Origin of the sequence: Pantoea sp. RIT-PI-b, assembly GCF_001187905.1 — a bacterium.
In the GTDB taxonomy this organism is placed as follows: Bacteria; Pseudomonadota; Gammaproteobacteria; order Enterobacterales; family Enterobacteriaceae; genus Pantoea; species Pantoea nemavictus.
On sequence record NZ_LGIS01000012.1, the window covers coordinates 563762 to 582535 of the forward strand.

General features: G+C 52.1%; 14 protein-coding genes. 8 read left to right on the plus strand and 6 right to left on the minus strand.

The window, feature by feature from the left end; translation table 11 throughout:
* Positions 1 to 11 precede the first annotated feature (11 nt).
* Positions 12 to 239 carry a cold shock-like protein CspD gene (gene cspD / locus AC790_RS04325; RefSeq protein WP_007887624.1) on the minus strand — a complete coding sequence of 76 codons (228 nt, stop codon included), beginning with the start codon at positions 237 to 239 and terminating at the stop codon, positions 12 to 14.
* A gap of 323 nt (positions 240 to 562) precedes the next feature.
* Here cspD and clpS point away from each other — a divergent pair, with 323 nt between their 5' ends.
* Entirely contained in the window at positions 563 to 883 is a 321-nt protein-coding gene (clpS, locus tag AC790_RS04330) for an ATP-dependent Clp protease adapter ClpS (RefSeq protein WP_007887621.1), read from the plus strand.
* Positions 884 to 938: 55 nt separating this feature from the next.
* On the plus strand, positions 939 to 3218 hold the full coding sequence (gene clpA / locus AC790_RS04335; RefSeq protein ID WP_007887619.1) for an ATP-dependent Clp protease ATP-binding subunit ClpA: 2280 nt from the start codon (positions 939 to 941) through the stop codon (positions 3216 to 3218).
* 90 nt (positions 3219 to 3308) lie between these two features.
* On the opposite strand, the gene infA is transcribed toward clpA, so the two are convergent.
* The 5 genes from infA to trxB all read right to left on the minus strand — a co-directional run bounded on the left by infA (position 3309) and on the right by trxB (position 9210).
* Positions 3309 to 3527 carry a translation initiation factor IF-1 gene (infA, locus tag AC790_RS04340; protein ID WP_002211347.1) on the minus strand — a complete coding sequence of 73 codons (219 nt, stop codon included), beginning with the start codon at positions 3525 to 3527 and terminating at the stop codon, positions 3309 to 3311.
* Positions 3528 to 3873: 346 nt separating this feature from the next.
* Positions 3874 to 4566 (minus strand): leucyl/phenylalanyl-tRNA--protein transferase, encoded by a 693-nt coding sequence (gene aat / locus AC790_RS04345; RefSeq protein ID WP_036620486.1) that lies wholly within the window; start codon positions 4564 to 4566, stop codon positions 3874 to 3876.
* 33 nt (positions 4567 to 4599) lie between these two features.
* A complete protein-coding gene (gene cydC, locus AC790_RS04350) occupies positions 4600 to 6330 on the minus strand; it encodes a cysteine/glutathione ABC transporter ATP-binding protein/permease CydC (RefSeq protein ID WP_049851215.1) in 1731 nt (576 codons plus the stop codon).
* The gene (cydD, locus tag AC790_RS04355) at positions 6330 to 8099 is read right to left on the minus strand and encodes a cysteine/glutathione ABC transporter permease/ATP-binding protein CydD (RefSeq protein ID WP_049851008.1); all 1770 of its coding nucleotides are present in this window, start codon (positions 8097 to 8099) and stop codon (positions 6330 to 6332) included. The genes cydC and cydD overlap by 1 nt, the downstream gene beginning before the upstream one ends.
* A gap of 145 nt (positions 8100 to 8244) precedes the next feature.
* A complete protein-coding gene (gene trxB, locus AC790_RS04360; protein ID WP_049851009.1) occupies positions 8245 to 9210 on the minus strand; it encodes a thioredoxin-disulfide reductase in 966 nt (321 codons plus the stop codon).
* Positions 9211 to 9730: 520 nt separating this feature from the next.
* Between trxB and lrp the strand changes: the two genes are divergently transcribed.
* The 6 genes from lrp to AC790_RS04390 all read left to right on the plus strand — a co-directional run bounded on the left by lrp (position 9731) and on the right by AC790_RS04390 (position 18729).
* Positions 9731 to 10225: a leucine-responsive transcriptional regulator Lrp gene (gene lrp, locus AC790_RS04365; protein ID WP_006118610.1), complete on the plus strand. Its 495-nt coding sequence runs from the start codon at positions 9731 to 9733 to the stop codon at positions 10223 to 10225.
* A gap of 119 nt (positions 10226 to 10344) precedes the next feature.
* Entirely contained in the window at positions 10345 to 13734 is a 3390-nt protein-coding gene (locus AC790_RS04370; RefSeq protein WP_049851010.1) for a DNA translocase FtsK 4TM domain-containing protein, read from the plus strand.
* Positions 13735 to 13909: 175 nt separating this feature from the next.
* Positions 13910 to 14521, plus strand: coding sequence for an outer membrane lipoprotein chaperone LolA (gene lolA, locus AC790_RS04375; protein ID WP_049851011.1), 612 nt, complete (start codon positions 13910 to 13912; stop codon positions 14519 to 14521).
* Between the two features lie 7 nt (positions 14522 to 14528).
* A complete protein-coding gene (locus AC790_RS04380) occupies positions 14529 to 15875 on the plus strand; it encodes a replication-associated recombination protein A (RefSeq protein ID WP_007887493.1) in 1347 nt (448 codons plus the stop codon).
* Positions 15876 to 15972: 97 nt separating this feature from the next.
* Positions 15973 to 17265: a serine--tRNA ligase gene (gene serS, locus AC790_RS04385; protein ID WP_007887492.1), complete on the plus strand. Its 1293-nt coding sequence runs from the start codon at positions 15973 to 15975 to the stop codon at positions 17263 to 17265.
* Positions 17266 to 17577: 312 nt separating this feature from the next.
* Complete coding sequence (locus tag AC790_RS04390) at positions 17578 to 18729, plus strand: MFS transporter (protein WP_036620530.1); 1152 nt, start codon at positions 17578 to 17580, stop codon at positions 18727 to 18729.
* Positions 18730 to 18774: the final 45 nt, after the last annotated feature.

Consider the following 18774-nt stretch of genomic DNA (forward strand, 5'->3'; position numbering starts at 1 on the left):
TAGTCTGCGCGTCACGCGACCGCAGCTTGCGTGGCTTCACAGGGCACGATCAGGCTGGCATGATTGCCTTTTGGTCCCTCATGGACATCAAACTGAACCTGCTGGCCAGCTTTCAGCGTTCTGTATCCCTCCATCTGGATCGTGGAGTAGTGTGCGAAGATATCGTCGCCGCCGCTAATCGGACAGATAAACCCGAAGCCTTTGGCGTTGTTGAACCATTTTACTGTACCCGTCTCCATGCTTTTACTTCCCTCGCAAGACATTTTGATAAGTAGGTGAGGTCATTGAAGCTGTGAGTCGAGCTTGTTTAAAACTCAATCAGCTTGTGTTAGTAGAATGTAGAGAAACGGACCTTATCGTCAAGCAAACGGCCCTGGCGGACGGGGATAAATTCATCAAAATTTGAGGCAGTTAACGCTATTGCAAATTTTGTGATACAGGTCGCGCATGTGCTTTTAGGGCCAGTTTTTATCAAGTGAAAACCGGCTTGACAGGCATGTTAAACTTTAAGAATGGGCGCAGAAATGTGCACAACCGTAACGCAGAATTTCGATGGAACATTATGGCAAACACAAACGACTGGCTTAATTTTGAACATCTAGCCGAAGATAAAGTACGCGAAGGGTTAAAGCCGCCTTCAATGTATAAAGTCATTCTGAACAATGACGATTATACACCTATGGAATTTGTTATTGACGTTCTGCAAAAGTTCTTTTCTTATGATATTGAACGTGCAACGCAGCTGATGTTGAAAGTCCACTACCATGGCAAAGCAATCTGTGGTGTATTCACTGCAGAAGTCGCGGAAACCAAGGTAGCCCAGGTGAACAATTATGCACGCGATAATGAACATCCGTTGCTGTGTACGCTAGAAAAAGCCTGAAGCCATCTCCATATAGGAGATAGGTTGTCAGAGCGATAATTGGGGGAGGTGCCAAATGCTCAATCAAGAACTGGAACTCAGTTTAAACATGGCTTTCGCCAGAGCGCGCGAGCACCGTCATGAGTTTATGACCGTCGAGCATCTGTTGCTGGCATTGCTCAGTAACCCGTCGGCCAGAGAGGCGCTGGAAGCCTGCTCGGTAGATATCGTGGCTCTGCGTCAGGAACTCGAAGCCTTCATCGAACAAACCACACCGGTGTTGCCGGCCAGTGAAGAGGAGCGCGATACCCAACCTACGCTCAGCTTCCAGCGCGTGTTGCAACGTGCGGTGTTCCACGTCCAGTCATCCGGTCGCAGCGAAGTTGCAGGTGCGAACGTGCTGGTCGCTATCTTCAGCGAGCAGGAGTCGCAAGCGGCTTACCTGTTACGCAAGCACGAAGTGAGCCGTCTCGATGTGGTGAACTTCATCTCCCATGGTACGCGTAAAGACGAACCCGGCCAGCCGCAGAACAATGCGGAGAATCCGGTTAACGAAGAGCAAGCAGGCGGGGAGGATCGTATGGAAAACTTCACCACCAATCTTAATCAGCTTGCTCGCGTCGGCGGAATTGATCCGCTGATCGGCCGCGATAAAGAGCTGGAACGTGCCGTTCAGGTGTTGTGCCGTCGTCGCAAAAACAACCCGCTGTTGGTGGGGGAATCAGGCGTCGGTAAAACTGCGATTGCTGAAGGACTTGCCTGGCGCATTGTGCAGGGCGACGTACCTGAGGTGATGAAAGAGTGCACCATTTACTCTCTCGACATCGGTTCGCTGCTCGCGGGTACCAAGTACCGCGGTGATTTTGAGAAACGTTTCAAAGCGCTGCTGAAACAGCTGGAACAGGACAGCAACAGCATCCTGTTTATTGATGAAATCCACACCATCATTGGTGCCGGTGCGGCATCGGGCGGCCAGGTGGATGCGGCAAACCTGATTAAGCCGTTGCTCTCCAGCGGGAAAATCCGCGTGATGGGTTCAACCACCTATCAGGAGTTCAGCAACATCTTTGAGAAGGATCGTGCGCTGGCGCGTCGTTTCCAGAAGATCGATATTACCGAACCTTCTGTGGAAGAAACCGTGCAAATTCTCAATGGTCTGAAGCCGAAGTACGAAGCGCACCATGACGTGCGTTATACCGCGAAAGCGGTGCGTGCGGCGGTGGAGCTGGCGGTGAAATACATCAACGATCGCCACCTGCCTGACAAGGCAATTGACGTGATTGATGAAGCTGGCGCGCGCGCGCGTCTTGTCCCCGTCAGCAAGCGTAAGAAAACGGTTAATGTGTCCGATATCGAAACGGTGGTTGCACGTATTGCGCGTATTCCAGAGCAGAGCGTGTCACAAACCGATCGCGATACGCTGAAAAATCTCGGCGATCGTCTGAAGATGCTGGTGTTTGGTCAGGACAATGCGATTGAAGCTCTGACTGAAGCGATTAAAATGAGCCGCGCTGGTTTGGGTCAGGATCGCAAACCGGTCGGTTCCTTCCTGTTTGCCGGCCCAACGGGTGTGGGTAAAACGGAAGTAACGGTTCAGTTAGCTAAAGCGCTGGGCATCGAGTTACTGCGTTTTGATATGTCCGAATATATGGAGCGTCACACGGTCAGCCGTTTGATTGGTGCGCCTCCGGGTTACGTCGGCTTTGATCAGGGCGGTTTGCTGACAGATGCGGTGATCAAGCATCCACATGCTGTGGTGTTGCTGGATGAGATCGAGAAAGCGCACCCGGATGTCTTCAACCTGCTGCTGCAGGTGATGGATAACGGTATGCTGACCGATAACAACGGCCGTAAAGCCGACTTCCGCAACGTGGTGCTGGTAATGACCACCAATGCCGGCGTACGTGAAACTGAACGTAAGTCGATTGGCCTGATTCATCAGGACAACAGCACTGATGCGATGGAAGAGATCAAAAAGATCTTTACTCCAGAGTTCCGTAACCGTCTGGACAACATTATCTGGTTCCGTCACCTGTCTCAGGAGGTGATTCATCAGGTGGTGGATAAATTTATCGTGGAGTTGCAGGCACAGTTAGATGCTAAGGGCGTGTCGCTGGAAGTGAGCGATGATGCGCGCGATTGGCTGGCTGATAAAGGTTATGACAAAGCGATGGGTGCGCGTCCGATGGCACGTGCGGTACAGGAAAACCTGAAGAAACCGTTGGCGAATGAACTGCTGTTTGGTTCGCTGGTTGATGGTGGATCGGTATCAGTAGCGCTGGATAAAGATAAAAACCAGCTTACTTACCACTTCCTGAGCGCGGAAAAACGTAAAACCGAAGGTACTGTGCACTAAGCGTGTTGCAGATATGAAAAAGGCCGGATGCAAATCCGGCCTTTTTTTCGCGCTAAATAAGTGTAACCAACGCGAGGGATGAACAGTTACTTAGCGACTACGGAAGACAATGCGGCCTTTGCTCAGGTCGTACGGGGTCAACTCGACAGTCACTTTGTCGCCCGTCAGGATGCGGATGTAGTTTTTGCGCATTTTACCGGAGATATGAGCGGTAACCACGTGCCCGTTTTCAAGCTCTACGCGGAACATGGTGTTCGGTAACGTATCCAATACGGTACCTTGCATTTCAATATTGTCTTCTTTGGCCATCGAATCCTCTGGGTGTACTACCAAACTGTTGAACCGGCAAGATAATGCCGAATTCCATGATTTATGTAAAGAACCGTTGATGATTTTGCCAACGCTTCGCCGTGCGTCGCGCCGTTGCGCGTGCAGTACGGATAAATTAGGGTGTTTTTTGACGTCTGCGGGGGATTAGCGGGCTAAGAATCTGTAGCAATCGGCATCAGGTGCACAATCAAAACAGCTTCGGGAAATGTGTGAGATTCCCAACCTGGCAATTCCGGCTCGCCACAGCGAAGCGCGGACGACATACCAAACTCGCTTATTGTATCACTTTTGTCGGGAATTGTGTGCAAAACATCTGAGAGCAATGTCAAAAAAGGGTCTGCGTTTGCCAACAACTCTCTGAAACCGGCTGCCAGGCCAGTGTTTGCACATACTGTAAATAGTCGACGCGAGGAATTTCAACCGCCCCGAGCGAGGCGGTATGCGGGTTTAGTACCTGGCAATCAATCAGTCGGCCTTGATGGGCAAGAAAGTGTTGTGAAAAGACCCAGAGCGCGGTTTTGGAGGCGTTTTCCTGCCGGCTAAACATCGATTCGCCGCAAAAGATTTGTCCCAGCGCCAATCCATACATGCCGCCCACCAGTTGCTGACCGCACCACACTTCTATCGAATGCGCATGGCCCAATTCATAAAGGCGCAACCAAGCGCGTTTAACTTCAAAGGTAATCCATGTACCTTCCTGGCGGCCGCTGGCACATCCTTCCAGCACTTGTGGAAAGGCATGATTCATTGTGACACGAAAAGGTGAACGCTTATGGAAGCGCGCCATGCTGCGGCTAAGATGGAAGGATTCCGGCAGCATCACCGCGCGAGGATCCGGCGACCACCAAAGAATGGGGTCACCGGGTGAGAACCACGGGAAAATCCCGCGCTGGTAAGCATTCATCAGGCGGGCAGGGGAGAGATCGCCGCCCATCGCCAATAATCCATTGGGCTCGCGCAGCGCCATCTCCGGTGGTGGAAAATTTAATGAATCCCGTGAAAGCTGTATCAGTCTCATTGCGTTAATCACACTCAGGGCTGTTGGCTAAGACTATAGCGTAAAGCGCTGATGGAAACGCCAGTAGCGGCCTGCTTTTGAGATTAATTCGGCGTGCGTGCCGGATTCAATAATTTGCCCGCCATCCATAACACAAATGCGGTCCATGGCTTCTAAGCCGCTTAAGCGATGCGTCACCATAATCAACGTCTTGCCACGGCTCACTTGCTGCAATAGCGAAAGAATCTGCTGTTCGGTGCTGGCGTCCAGGCCTTCGGTGGGTTCGTCCAGCAGCCATAAATCGCCATCGTGCAGCAGCGCGCGCGCTATCGCCAGACGACGCAGTTCGCCGCCAGACAGGGGTCGACCGCCGTCGCCCATCCACGCATTGAGGCCCTCATCATTTTCGGTAAGATGCGCCAGGCCCACCTGGTCTAACGCGGCGATCAACTGCTCGTCGCTGGCGCTGGGTTGGGCGAGCAACAGGTTGTCACGCAGCGTTTGGCTAAACAAATGTACACGCTGCGTCACGACGCTAATGCGGCTGCGCAGCGAAGCTTCATCCCAACTGGCGAGGTCGATTTCATTCAGGGCAATCGAACCTTGCTGCGCTTCCCAGCCACGGGTAATCAGCGTTAACAGACTGGATTTACCGCAGCCGGTTGGGCCGAGCAGCGCCAGATGTTCGCCTGCGCGCAATGATAACGAAAAATGCTGCAGCACGGGTTCCGGACGTTGTGGGTAGCTAAAACTAATGTTTTCCAGTTTTAGACTAAGACCTGCAACGCTCTCGATTTTCATGCCGGGAAAATGAATTGCGGCGGGTTGGTCGATGATCTCTTGCACGCGCTGAGCCGCGCTAGTGACTTGAGCAAGAGGTAAAAACGCGCCAGCCACGGGGGCCAGCGATTCGAATGCAGCCAGTCCGCAGAACACAAACAACGCGATGAAAGCGCCTGGGGCGCTGTTTTCACCCACACCCTGAGCAGAAATCCATAATAGGAGCGTCACGGTCACTCCGCTGATCAGCAGCAGCAGGCTTTGTGCCAGCGCCTGTAAACGGTGTTGTTTGCGTTGTGCCTGCTGCCAGTTGAACTCTTCCGTATCCAACTGACTGCGCCACGAAGGCGCTGCGCCATAAATTTTCAGCTCAGATAAACCGGTGAGCCAAAGTGTTAATTGCAGACGCCAATGGGCTTGATGCTGTGCGATCTGCTGTCCGGCTGAAGCACCCAGTCGCCAGAACAGCGGCGGCATCAGCATCAGCGTAAGCAGCATGATGCCGCCGAGCAGCAGCGCTAGCGGCACATCCAGCAAGGCTAAACCGCAGGTAACCACCACAATCACTACCGCAGCGCCGATCAAAGGTGAAATGACACGCAGGTAAAGATGATCGAGCGTATCGACATCACTGACGAAGCGGTTAAGTAATTCGCCCTGACGAAAACGGGCCAGTTGCTCAGGAGCCAACGCGATAAGTTTGCTGAAAGTGAATACACGCAAATGTTGCAGCACGCGGAAAGTGGCATCGTGACTGACTAAACGTTCAAAATAGCGCGCGGCGGTGCGGGTTATCGCTGCGCCTCGTACACCTGCAGCGGGCAACATGTAGTTAAAGGTAAAGAGCCCTGCGACACCCGCCAGCGAAGAGGCCGCGAGAAACCAGCCGGATAACGTTAGCAGGCCAATACTGGCAAGCAAGGTGACAATCGCCAGCACAATGCCAAGGCCAAGGCGCCACGGATGACGACGAAACAGCTGCAGGAAAGGCAATAAATCTTTCATCATGCGATCTCCTTCTGACGATGCTGTGCCATATCACGCAGCGGTCCATCTTGCAGAATCAGTTGCTGCCAATGGCCTTGCTGCACCAACTGCCCAGCTTGCATAACCCACACTTCATCCCAGTTCGCGAGATCGTGGAGTTGATGGGTGATCATCAGCGTGGTTTGTTGGTTAGCCGCTTGCTGCAGGGCGCTAATGACGTTTTGCTCGCTTTGGCTATCAAGACCGGATCCCGGTTCATCCAGCAACAGTAATTGTGCCGGTTTAAGCAGTGCGCGTGCGACGGCAACACGCTGCGCCTGTCCGACAGAAAGGCCAACGCCGCCATCGCCTAAAACGGTATCTAATCCTTGCGGCAAGCGGTCTAAAAATTCATCAACGCCCGCGCTTTGCAACACTATCGCGAGCGTAGCGTCATCAACATGGTTGTTCATCAATAAGTTTTCACGCAGCGTCGTTGCAGGCAGATGCGGATTTTGTCCAACCCAGGCGAGATGTTGTTGCCAGCTATCGCGATGGATATCCCGTAATTCAGTCGCGTTTATCAGTAACGAACCTTGATAAGGCAGGAAGCCGAGCAGCACATTCATCAGCGCAGTTTTTCCTGCGCCACTTTGCCCAACCAATGCCACACGTTTACCCGCTTCGAGGGTGAAATTCAGCGGCTGCGATAGCGTCTCACCGCTGGCGGTTGTCACCACCAGATCTTTCGCCTGAATGGTCAGTGTTGGGGTTACGGTAAGTGCAGCCGAAGATCGGTCGGCTGCCAGATTGGGGCTTTCACGAAGAAATTGATCCAGTGCATCAGCTCCGCCAATCGCCTGCGCTTTAGCATGATAGAAGGTGCCTAAGTCGCGTAATGGCTGGAAAAATTCCGGCGCCAGAATTAATGCCAGGAATCCGGCAAAGAGCGTTACGCCGGTGCCGTAATGTCCAAAGTTCAGTTCGCCCAGATAAGAGAAACCAAAATAGACCGCGACAACGGCGATCGCCAGTGAAGCAAAAAACTCCAGTACGGCGGATGAGAGAAACGCCAGGCGTAAAACTTCCATGGTGCGCTGACGAAAATCAGTGGTGCTAGCGGCGATCGCTTGTTGCTCTGCAGCGGCGCGGTGGAACAGGCGCAACGTCTCGCGGCCACGCAGACGATCATAGAAATCGCCGCTAAGCCGGGCAAGAGCAAGAAAATTGCGCCGGTTAGCATCCGCAGCACCCATACCAACCATCGCCATGAATAATGGAATCAGCGGTGCGGTCACCAACAAAATCAACCCCGCCGCCCAGTTAACCGGGAAAATCGCCAGCAAAATAGCCAGGGGAATAAATGCCGCCAACGTCATCTGGGGCAGATAGCGCGCGTAGTATTCCTGCATCTCTTCGATTTGTTCGAGCAGTAGCGTCGCCCAACTACCAGCGGGCTTTCCCTGAATCCAGGCCGGGCCTAATTCATTGAGCCGGTCCAATACCTGTTGACGCAACGCCCGCCGAATAGCCACGCCAGCGCGATGGCCTGCCATTTCACGGGCATAATGCAGCCCGGCGCGCAGCACGAAGCACAGCAGTAGTAAGAGGAAATCGTTAAGAAGCGCCGAGCGCGGTTGTTGAGCCACAATCAAATTTTGCAGCAGCGAAGCCAGCAACCATGCCTGGGCTATGATCACCAAAGCACCAGCAAAACCCAACAGTGAAGCTGCACGCAAGCTGCTTGCGCCATGATGACGTTGCTGACGGAGCCAGCGAAGAAGTTCTTGTTGCCGTGATTTGTTCATGCGATGCCGTTTGGTAACTCAAAAGAGATGTCAATCCCGGATGAAAACCCAGCAGTGTAGGGCGCCTGAACTGTAGCACGCAGGTAATAAAAAAGGCGACCAAAACTGGCCGCCTTGAGGCGATTATGATCAGGTTATTAACAACTTACTTATCGTTTTTAACCAGTCCGTCGAGGAAGCGTTCAGCATCCAACGCGGCCATACAACCGGTACCGGCAGAGGTGATTGCCTGGCGATAGATATGGTCCATGACGTCACCGGCAGCGAATACGCCCGGAATGCTGGTCTGCGTGGCATTGCCGTGCAAGCCAGACTGCACTTTGATGTAGCCGTTTTCTAATTCAAGCTGACCATCAAAGATCGCGGTATTCGGGCTGTGACCGATCGCAACGAATAAACCTGCAATGTCCAGTGATTCTGGTGCTTCGCCATTGGTAGAAAGCAGTTTTAGGCCAGTTACACCCATTTGATCGCCAACCACTTCATCCAGCGTGCGATGAGTATGAAGCACGATGTTGCCACTGCGCACTTTCTCCATCAGACGATCGATGAGGATTTTTTCGGCACGGAAACTGTCTCGGCGGTGAATCAGATGCACTTCAGCGGCAATGTTTGCCAGATAAAGGGCTTCTTCAACCGCGGTGTTACCGCCGCCAATCACCGCAACCTTCTGATTGCGATAGAAGAAACCATCGCAGGTCGCGCAGGCGGACACGCCTTTGCCCTTGAAGGCCTCTTCCGATGGCAAGCCAAGATAACGCGCGGAGGCGCCAGTTGCGATGATCAACGCATCCGCAGTGTATTCGCCGCTGTCACCAACCAAACGGAACGGGCGGTTCTGCAAATCAACCGTATGAATGTGGTCAAAAATGATCTCGGTATTGAACTTCTCGGCGTGCTCTTGCATGCGCTCCATCAGCGCTGGACCGGTCAGATCGTTTGGATCGCCTGGCCAGTTTTCCACTTCAGTCGTGGTGGTGAGCTGACCGCCTTTTTCCAGCCCGGTAATTAAGACCGGATTCAGGTTAGCGCGCGCTGCATACACCGCAGCAGTATAACCGGCTGGACCGGAGCCCAGAATGAGCAGCTTACTGTGTTTGGCAGTACTCATGCGTTCCTCAATTTTTTCTGACAACATAGTTTTTGATTGTAGGGAAATTAACGCCGCAAAAAAAGGCTTCAGCAATTTTGTTAACAATCGCTGTAAGCGGCGTAGACGATGAGTACAGATTCTGCACGTGCGCTGCGCCAAAAGGGGGCAATGCTCGGCAAATAGTGGTGCAGCAGCATAAAAATTCTCATTTAAAAACAGCAACCCAGATCTCTATCTGGCATCTTGTACTGAATTTGGATGTTTTACTTTGACAATCGCCTGCGCTTTTGCGAAAACATTGGGAGAAGCAGAGAATATTTAGCGATTCAAAACAGAATTTCATTTCCGTTTTGGGCTTTTTAGCCGAATAAACTCAGCCTGACATTGGTAATGACGCATGATGTGGACAGACAACATGCGTCATACGGATGGTCGCATTTCTGCACAGGCTTATCGTCTTCACTTCAGTAAGGCCCTGAACAATGAGCGTTTTCAGGGTGTGGCAGGTAAAGGGAAGGAATTAAGAGAGACAATAATAATGGTAGACAATAAGAAACGCCCCGGAAAAGATTTAGATCGTATCGACAGAAATATTCTGAATGAACTGCAGAAAGACGGTCGAATTTCCAATGTCGAGCTTTCCAAACGTGTTGGATTATCGCCAACACCTTGTCTTGAGCGCGTACGTCGCCTTGAGCGTCAAGGTTTCATTCTGGGTTACACCGCGCAACTCAACCCGCATTATCTGGATGCTTCGCTGCTGGTATTCGTTGAGATTACTCTGAATCGTGGTGCACCAGATGTGTTTGAGCAATTTAACGCCGCTGTGCAAAAACTTGAGGAAACTCAAGAATGTCACCTCGTTTCCGGTGACTTTGACTACCTGTTGAAAACCCGCGTACCGGATATGTCCGCCTATCGTAAGCTGCTGGGTGAAACCTTGCTGCGCCTGCCGGGCGTAAACGACACCCGTACTTACGTGGTGATGGAAGAGGTCAAACAGAGCAATCGTCTGGTGATCAAAACCCGGTAGTGCAGGGCAGGTGCAAAGCTTGCAGGATTTCGGTACACTCCTGTGAATTCATACAGGACCAGCGTCGGGCATGCCCGACGTTGTTGCCTTCTTAATTTACAGGCACCTGGAGAGTTCTCTTGAGCCAGGAATATACAGAAGATAAAGAAGTTTCGTTACAACCGCTGAGCAGTGGACGTCGTCTATTGGAAGCGTTGCTGATCCTTGTGGCCTTGTTCGCCGTCTATTTGATGGTGTCGCTGGTTAGTTTTAACCCTTCAGACCCAAGCTGGTCGCAAACCGCCTGGCACGAGCCTATCCATAATCTGGGTGGTAGCGTAGGTGCATGGCTGGCAGATACGCTATTGTTCATTTTTGGCGTGATGGCCTACGCCATTCCTCCCGTGATCATTGGTCTGTGTTGGATCACCTTCCGCCAGCGCGATCGTCAGGACTACATTGACTACTTTGCCGTGGGCTTGCGCCTGATTGGCGTATTAGCATTAGTCGTGACCACCTGCGGCCTTGCGGCGCTTAATGTTGATGATATCTGGTATTTTGCTTCCGGCGGCGTCATTGGCAGCCTGGTAAGCAATGCGATGGCACCATGGTTTAGTTCTGCTGGCGGTACGCTGACGCTGCTTTGCGTCTGGGCGGCAGGAATCACGTTGTATACCGGTTGGTCCTGGTTAACCATTGCCGAGAAAATTGGTGGCGTGGTGATGGGCGTTCTAACTTTCGCCAGTAATCGTTCACGTCATGATGAGCCGTGGCAGGAAGATGAAGAATATGACGATGAGGAACACACTGATGATGTTCCGCCTCCGATTCATGCTGCGCAGTCTGTAAATGAAGACGATGACGTACTGTTGGCGAAACCACGCAAGGTAAGTGAATCGGTTACTGAAGAGTTGGGTGATGACCCGCTGTTGGCAAAAGCCAGTGCAGCAACCGCCGCTGCGATTGCTGTTACTACTCAAGCTGCACAACAAGCACCAGCTGTAGCGGCACCCGTCGCCAACGCACCCGCAGAACCTGTCGCTATGCCTCGTTCTGTGGAACCAGCGCCGGAATCGATTCCCGCTCCTCAGCCTGTCGCTGCGGCGCCAGAATCGATTCCACAATCCGCGACTCCGCTTTATCGCTTTGAAGTGCCGAATCAACCCGCGCCTTCACCGTTTTCGCCTGTCGATGATGATGAAGGTCCGAGTATGGGGAATTGGCAAGATGCCGATTCCTCTTCGGCATCATTCAATAGCGTAGCCGCTGCATCTCTGGCAACCGGGGCAGTAAAAGCCGCTGCTTCACCTGCTGCTTACTCGCCTGCTTTCGATATTGTGCCTGAACGTGATTACAACCCGCAGGTAAAACAGGGCATTGGCCCAGAGTTACCGCGGCCAAATAAAGTCAAATTACCAACGCGACGCGAGTTGGCCTCATACGGCATTAAGCTGCCTTCGCAGCGTATGGCCGAAGAGCAAGCTAAAGATGCGGAGCAACAGCAGCCGGAAATGACGGCATCCTTTAGTGCTCCTTCGCATGAGGATGATGTAGAGCTGCAGGAAGCGCAGTTGCGTGATGCTTTCGCGTCACAGCAGCAGAATCGCTACGGTGAAAGCTGGCAAGATGTTCGCGAGCCCGAAGATGAGGACGCACTGCAGCAGGCGCAACTTGCGCGTCAGTTCGCCGATCAGCAGCAACAGCGCTATAACGAACCTGTAGTTAAGGAGGCGCCGGTATTCAATCTGGATACGACCTCTGCTTTTGACTTCTCACCAATGAAAGATTTGGTCGATGATAGCCCAAGCGAACCGCTGTTTACGCTTTCAGCAACGCCAGAGCCCGAAGAGCCTGAACAGTGGCAGGAGCCGGCTGTTCCACAGCCTTCGCCGCTGCCGTCGTTGAGTGCAGAGTCCAGTCCGTGGTCGTCACCGGAGCAGGAGGCCTATTCGGTGCCGCCGGCACCAGTGAAGCCCGCTGCGCCAGTCCAGGACAGCCTGTTCCACCCGTTCCTGGTTCGTCATGAACAGCCGCTGGAAAAACCTTCTACGCCACTGCCAACGCTGGATCTTCTGACGTCACCACCGGCAGAAGAAGAACCCGTCGATATGTTTGCTCTTGAGCAAACAGCGCGACTGGTTGAAGCGCGACTGGCGGATTACCGTGTGAAGGCGGAAGTTGTTGGGATTTCACCTGGCCCGGTGATTACCCGTTTTGAACTTGATCTGGCTCCAGGCGTGAAAGCTTCACGTATCTCTAACTTGTCACGTGACCTGGCGCGTTCCTTGTCAGCTGTTGCGGTACGTGTGGTGGAAGTCATTCCAGGCAAGCCATATGTAGGCCTTGAGCTGCCAAATAAACGCCGTCAAACCGTTTATCTACGCGAAGTGCTGGATTGTCCTAAATTCCGCGAGAATCCTTCTCCGCTTGCCGTAGTGTTGGGTAAAGACATCGCAGGCCAACCGGTTGTCGCTGATTTAGCGAAGATGCCTCACTTGCTGGTTGCCGGTACCACCGGTTCCGGTAAGTCGGTCGGCGTTAACACCATGATCATCAGCATGCTGTATAAAGCCACACCGGAAGAAGTGCGCTTTATTATGATTGACCCGAAAATGCTCGAGCTGTCAGTGTACGAAGGCATTCCGCACCTGCTGACCGAAGTGGTTACCGACATGAAAGATGCGGCGAATGCGCTGCGCTGGAGTGTGGGTGAAATGGAGCGTCGTTATAAGCTGATGTCGGCACTGGGCGTACGTAACCTTGCGGGCTACAACGAAAAGATTGAGCAAGCTGCAGCGATGGGCCGACCAATCCCCGATCCATTCTGGAAGCCGGGTGATAGCATGGACACTACGCCGCCAGTGCTGGAAAAATTGCCGTACATTGTGGTGCTGGTCGACGAATTTGCCGACCTTATGATGGCGGTGGGTAAGAAAGTCGAAGAGTTGATTGCACGTCTGGCGCAGAAAGCGCGAGCTGCGGGCATTCACTTAGTGCTGGCAACGCAACGTCCGTCGGTAGATGTCATTACGGGCCTGATTAAAGCTAACATCCCGACGCGTATCGCTTTCACCGTTTCCAGTAAGATCGATTCACGTACTATTCTCGATCAGGGTGGCGCAGAATCGTTGCTGGGAATGGGTGACATGCTTTACATGCCGCCTAACTCCTCTATGCCAGTGCGTGTGCACGGTGCGTTTGTGCGCGATCAGGAAGTGCATGCGGTGGTCCAGGACTGGAAAGCGCGTGGTCGCCCACAATACATCGAAAGCATTACCGCGGGTGAAGAGAGCGACAGTGCTGCTGGCGGTATGATGGGTGATGAAGAGTTGGATCCGCTGTTCGATCAGGCGGTCTCTTTCGTGGTGGAAAAACGCCGCGCTTCCATCTCTGGGGTTCAGCGCCAATTCCGTATTGGCTATAACCGTGCTGCACGCATCATCGAACAGATGGAAGCGCAGGGTATCGTTTCTGAACCCGGACACAATGGTAACCGCGAAGTACTATCGCCGCCGCCACACGAGATGTAGCTTATTACGTGCAATTGTTCTCTTATGGGCCAGTTAATACTGGCCCATTGTTTATCTGTTGGTCGATCCCCATATTTTCGGGAGCTTTCGGCTTTTTCTCCTGTCGAAGAGACAGGGCGGCAACTACGTTTAATGTGGTAAGTGTCGGGAAACAATGAATAAGGAATTGAATCAGATGAAATTACACGTTATTGCCTGCGGCCTAATGGCCAGTTTAGTTTCCGCATCAGTTTTGGCGGATGCGTCCAGCGATCTGCAACAGCGTCTCAATAAAGTGAACAGCTTCCATGCCAGCTTCAGTCAGAAAGTGACTGACGGCGGCGGTGCCAATGTACAGGACGGCGAAGGAGAGCTTTGGGTAAAGCGTCCAAGTTTGTTTAATTGGCACATGACAGCACCGGATGAAAGCGTGATTATTTCTGATGGTAAGAATCTGTGGTTCTACAATCCATTTGTTGAACAAGCAAGTGTTAGCCTGCTGCAAAATGCCGCCAGCAACACGCCGTTTATGTTGATTGCTCGCAACCAGCCAAGTGACTGGAAGCAATACAACATCAAGCAGCAGGGTGATAACTTCGAGCTGACCCCGAAAAGCAGTGATGGCAATCTCAAGCAATTCACCATTAATGTGACGTCAGCAGGCACCATCAATAAGTTCAGCGCGATTGAGCAAGATGGACAGCACAGCGATTACCAGTTGAAAAGCCAGAACAACGGCGCCATTAGCCCAGATAAATTCACCTTTACGCCGCCAAAAGGAGTAACGGTGGACGATCAACGTCAGTGAGGCCACAGTGAGTAATCTGTCTCTGGATTTCGCCCCGTCGAATGAGTTTCAGCCGCTGGCCGCGCGTATGCGGCCGGCTACGCTGCAACACTATATTGGGCAGCAACATTTGCTGGCGCCAGGTAAGCCCTTACCGCGTGCCATTGAGGCTGGGCATCTGCATTCGATGATTTTATGGGGACCGCCGGGGACAGGGAAAACAACGCTGGCTGAAATCATTGGTCATTATGGTAAAGCCGATGTTGAGCGCATATCTGCGGTGACTTCTGGTGTTAAAGAGATTCGTGAAGCCATCGAACGTGCGCGTCAAAATCGTCAGGTGGGTCGTCGCACCATCTTGTTTGTAGATGAGGTGCATCGCTTCAACAAAAGCCAGCAAGATGCGTTTTTGCCACACATTGAAGATGGCACGATAACTTTTATTGGCGCCACCACCGAAAATCCCTCGTTTGAACTCAACTCGGCGTTACTATCGCGAGCACGTGTTTATTTGCTTAAGTCGCTCACCACCGCTGATATTGAGCAGGTACTGCTGCAGGCGATGGAGGATGAAGAACGCGGCTATGGCAAGAGTGATATTGTGCTGCCGGATAATACGCGTCGCATGATTGCTGAACTGGTCAATGGTGACGCACGTCGTGCTTTGAATACGCTGGAAATGATGGCGGATATGGCAGAGAGCAACGCTGAGGGCCAGCGTGAATTAACGCCACAGTTACTCAATGAAGTGTCGGGTGAAAGGGCAGCGCGTTTTGATAATAAAGGCGACCGCTTCTACGATCTGATTTCCGCCTTGCACAAATCTGTGCGTGGCTCAGCACCTGATGCGGCGCTCTATTGGTATGCAAGAATCATCACCGCTGGCGGAGATCCATTGTATGTCGCTCGACGTTTGCTGGCGATTGCCTCAGAGGACGTCGGAAACGCCGATCCACGCGGTATGCAGGTCGCATTGGCCGCTTGGGATTGCTTTACCCGCGTCGGTCCAGCTGAGGGTGAGCGAGCCATTGCTCAGGCGATTGTTTACCTTGCCAGTGCGCCAAAAAGTAATGCAGTTTATACCGCTTTCAAAGCCGCGATGCGCGATGCGCGCGAGTTTCCTGATTACGACGTGCCGGAGCATTTACGCAATGCGCCCACTAAGTTAATGAAGGAAATGGGATTGGGTAAAGAGTATCGCTACGCGCACGATGAAACTCACGCATATGCGGCTGGGGAAGTCTATTTCCCGCCGGAAATGGCGCAGACTCGCTACTATCAGCCGACTAATCGCGGGCTTGAAGGGAAAATTGGCGAAAAACTCGCCTGGCTGGCTGAGCAGGATCAAAATAGCCCGATAAAACGCTACCGCTGATAAACACCTTACGGTAAGGTGAGCAAGGATTTCATTGCATTCCATAGGGATGCGTCCCGCCATTCGTTCAATCAACCTTTTATTACACAGGATTAGCATGCTCGATCCCAACCTGCTGCGTAACGAGCCAGACGCAGTCGCAGAAAAACTGGCACGCCGAGGATTTAAACTGGATGTGGAAACGTTACGTTCGCTCGAAGAGCGCCGTAAAGTCTTGCAGGTAGAAACTGAAAATCTACAGGCTGAGCGTAATTCCCGATCCAAATCCATCGGTCAGGCCAAAGCACGTGGGGAAGATATCGAGCCACTGCGTCAGGAAGTGAACGCACTGGGCGAACGCCTGGATGCAGCTAAAGCAGAACTGGATACGCTGCAAAATGAGATCCGTGATTTTGCCCTCGCGCTGCCTAACCTGCCGGTTGATGAAGTGCCGTTGGGTAAAGATGACAGCGAGAATCAGGAAGTCAGCCGCTGGGGCCAGCCGCGCCAGTTTGATTTTCCGGTAAAAGACCACGTTGAGTTGGGTGAAGCCGCCAAAGGCCTCGATTTTGCAGCCGCCGTAAAACTGACTGGTTCACGTTTTATCGTGATGCAAGGTCAGATCGCGCGCCTGCATCGTGCCTTAAGCCAGTTTATGCTTGATCTGCACACGCAACAGCACGGTTATCTCGAAACCTATGTTCCCTATCTGGTCAACCAGGAAACATTATACGGTACCGGACAATTGCCGAAATTTGGTGAAGACCTGTTCCATACCAAACCGTTGGGCGAAGAAGCGGGTAGCAGCAACTATGCGCTGATCCCAACAGCAGAAGTGCCGTTGACCAACTTAGTGCGTGATGAGATCGTTGAAGAAGAAGCGTTGCCGATTAAACTTACCGCGCATACGCCATGCTTCCGTTCAGAAGCCGGTTCATATGGACGCGATACGCGCGGCTTAATTCGCATGCATCAGTTCGACAAAGTTGAGATGGTGCAGATTGTCGCACCTGAATCTTCCATGGATGCGCTAGAAGAGTTGGTCGGCCACGCTGAGAAAGTGCTGCAACTGCTCAATCTGCCATATCGCAAAGTTCTGCTTTGCACCGGCGATATGGGCTTTGGTTCAGCCAAAACCTACGATCTGGAAGTTTGGTTGCCCGCGCAAGATACCTATCGCGAGATTTCATCTTGTTCCAACATGGGTGATTTCCAGGCGCGTCGTATGCAGGCGCGTTGCCGTAGCAAAACCGATAAGAAGCCGCGTTTGCTGCATACGCTGAATGGTTCTGGTTTGGCGGTAGGCCGTACCCTGGTTGCGGTGCTTGAAAACTATCAGCTGGCCGACGGTCGTATTGAAGTTCCAGAAGTATTGCGTCCTTACATGGGCGGTCTGGAATTTGTTGGCTAATCAACGCTCAATGATATTAACCCGGCAATGCCGGGTTTTTTGTTTCTTAAGCTGTAACATAATTATTTTTTAGTTGGAATTAATCAGAAATAAACGTTATCGACAGCAAATGGCTATAAAGCATTAAAAATCGCTAATTCAAGTAGATAGCTATCCATCTTAATTGCTCCCGCACCCTTCTAACCTGCTGAAGATAAGAAAAATAAATTGTTCATCAGCAAATCGTGCTGCGGTGATTTTTTGCACATTGACTTTAAAATGGTGAATGGCAAACTGCGCGCAATTATCATCATCTCTTTTGGTTTCCTCACTATGTCAACCTGGTCCCGCCCCGTCGTTTTGCTGCTCTGCGGCTTAATGCTTATGACGGTGTCTATTGCTGTGCTTAATACGTTGGTACCGCTGTGGCTTACTCACGATCAATTGCCAACCTGGCAAGTGGGTATGGCCAGCTCATCGTATTACACCGGTAATTTGCTAGGCACCTTACTGGCGGGCTGGTTGATCAATCGTTATGGTTTTAACCGCTGTTTCTATTTGGCTAGCGTACTTTTCGCCGTGGCGACCATGGGCATGGTTATGCTGGATGGATTTTACAGCTGGACGATGCTGCGCTTCACTGCAGGCATCGGATGCGCCTTGATTTGGGTTGTGGTTGAGAGCGCTTTGCTCTGCAGCGGTACCGTGCGTAATCGTGGCCAGTTACTGGCTGCTTACATGATTATCTATTATCTCGGGACGGTAGCAGGTCAGCTGTTGGTGAGCCGCCTTTCGACAGAATTGCTGCACGTGATTCCATGGGTGACCACACTGATTATCTGTGCGGTATTGCCGGTAGTTTTTGTGCAGGTAAAAGCGACTGTAGCAACGGAAGAGGCCTCAACGGGCCATATCTGGATTATGTTGCGCCGTCGCAGTTCTCGCCTTGGTATCAATGGCTGCATTATTTCCGGTATCGTTCTCGGTTCCCTTTATGGCTTGATGCCACTGTATCTTTCTCATCAGGGCATGAGCGATGCAACCGTCGGTTACTGGATGGCATTATTAGTAAGTTCAGGCATTGTCGGTCAGTGGCCAGTAGGGCGCCTGGCCGATCGTTTTGGCCGTTTGATGGTGCTGCGTGTACAAGTGTTCGTGGTGATTTTAGGTGCTATCGCTATGCTTGGTGATGCAGCGATGGCACCGGCGTTGTTTGTGCTGGGACTTGCTGGTTTTACACTCTATCCGGTGGCCATGTCGTGGGCGTGTGAAACCGTGGCGCACCACGAATTAGTGGCGATGAATCAGGCATTACTGTTTAGCTATACCGTAGGCAGCCTGGTGGGGCCGGGAATGACGGCGATGTTAATGCAGAACTACTCTGATCGACTGCTGTTTGTGATGATTGCGGCGGTGGCGCTGGTTTATCTGGTAATGTTACTGCGTAAAGTCGATCATCAGGCAACGCCAGTTGCACACGCATAATACAGAAATATGAATCACTAAAAAGGGGAGCCAGCGGCTCCCCTT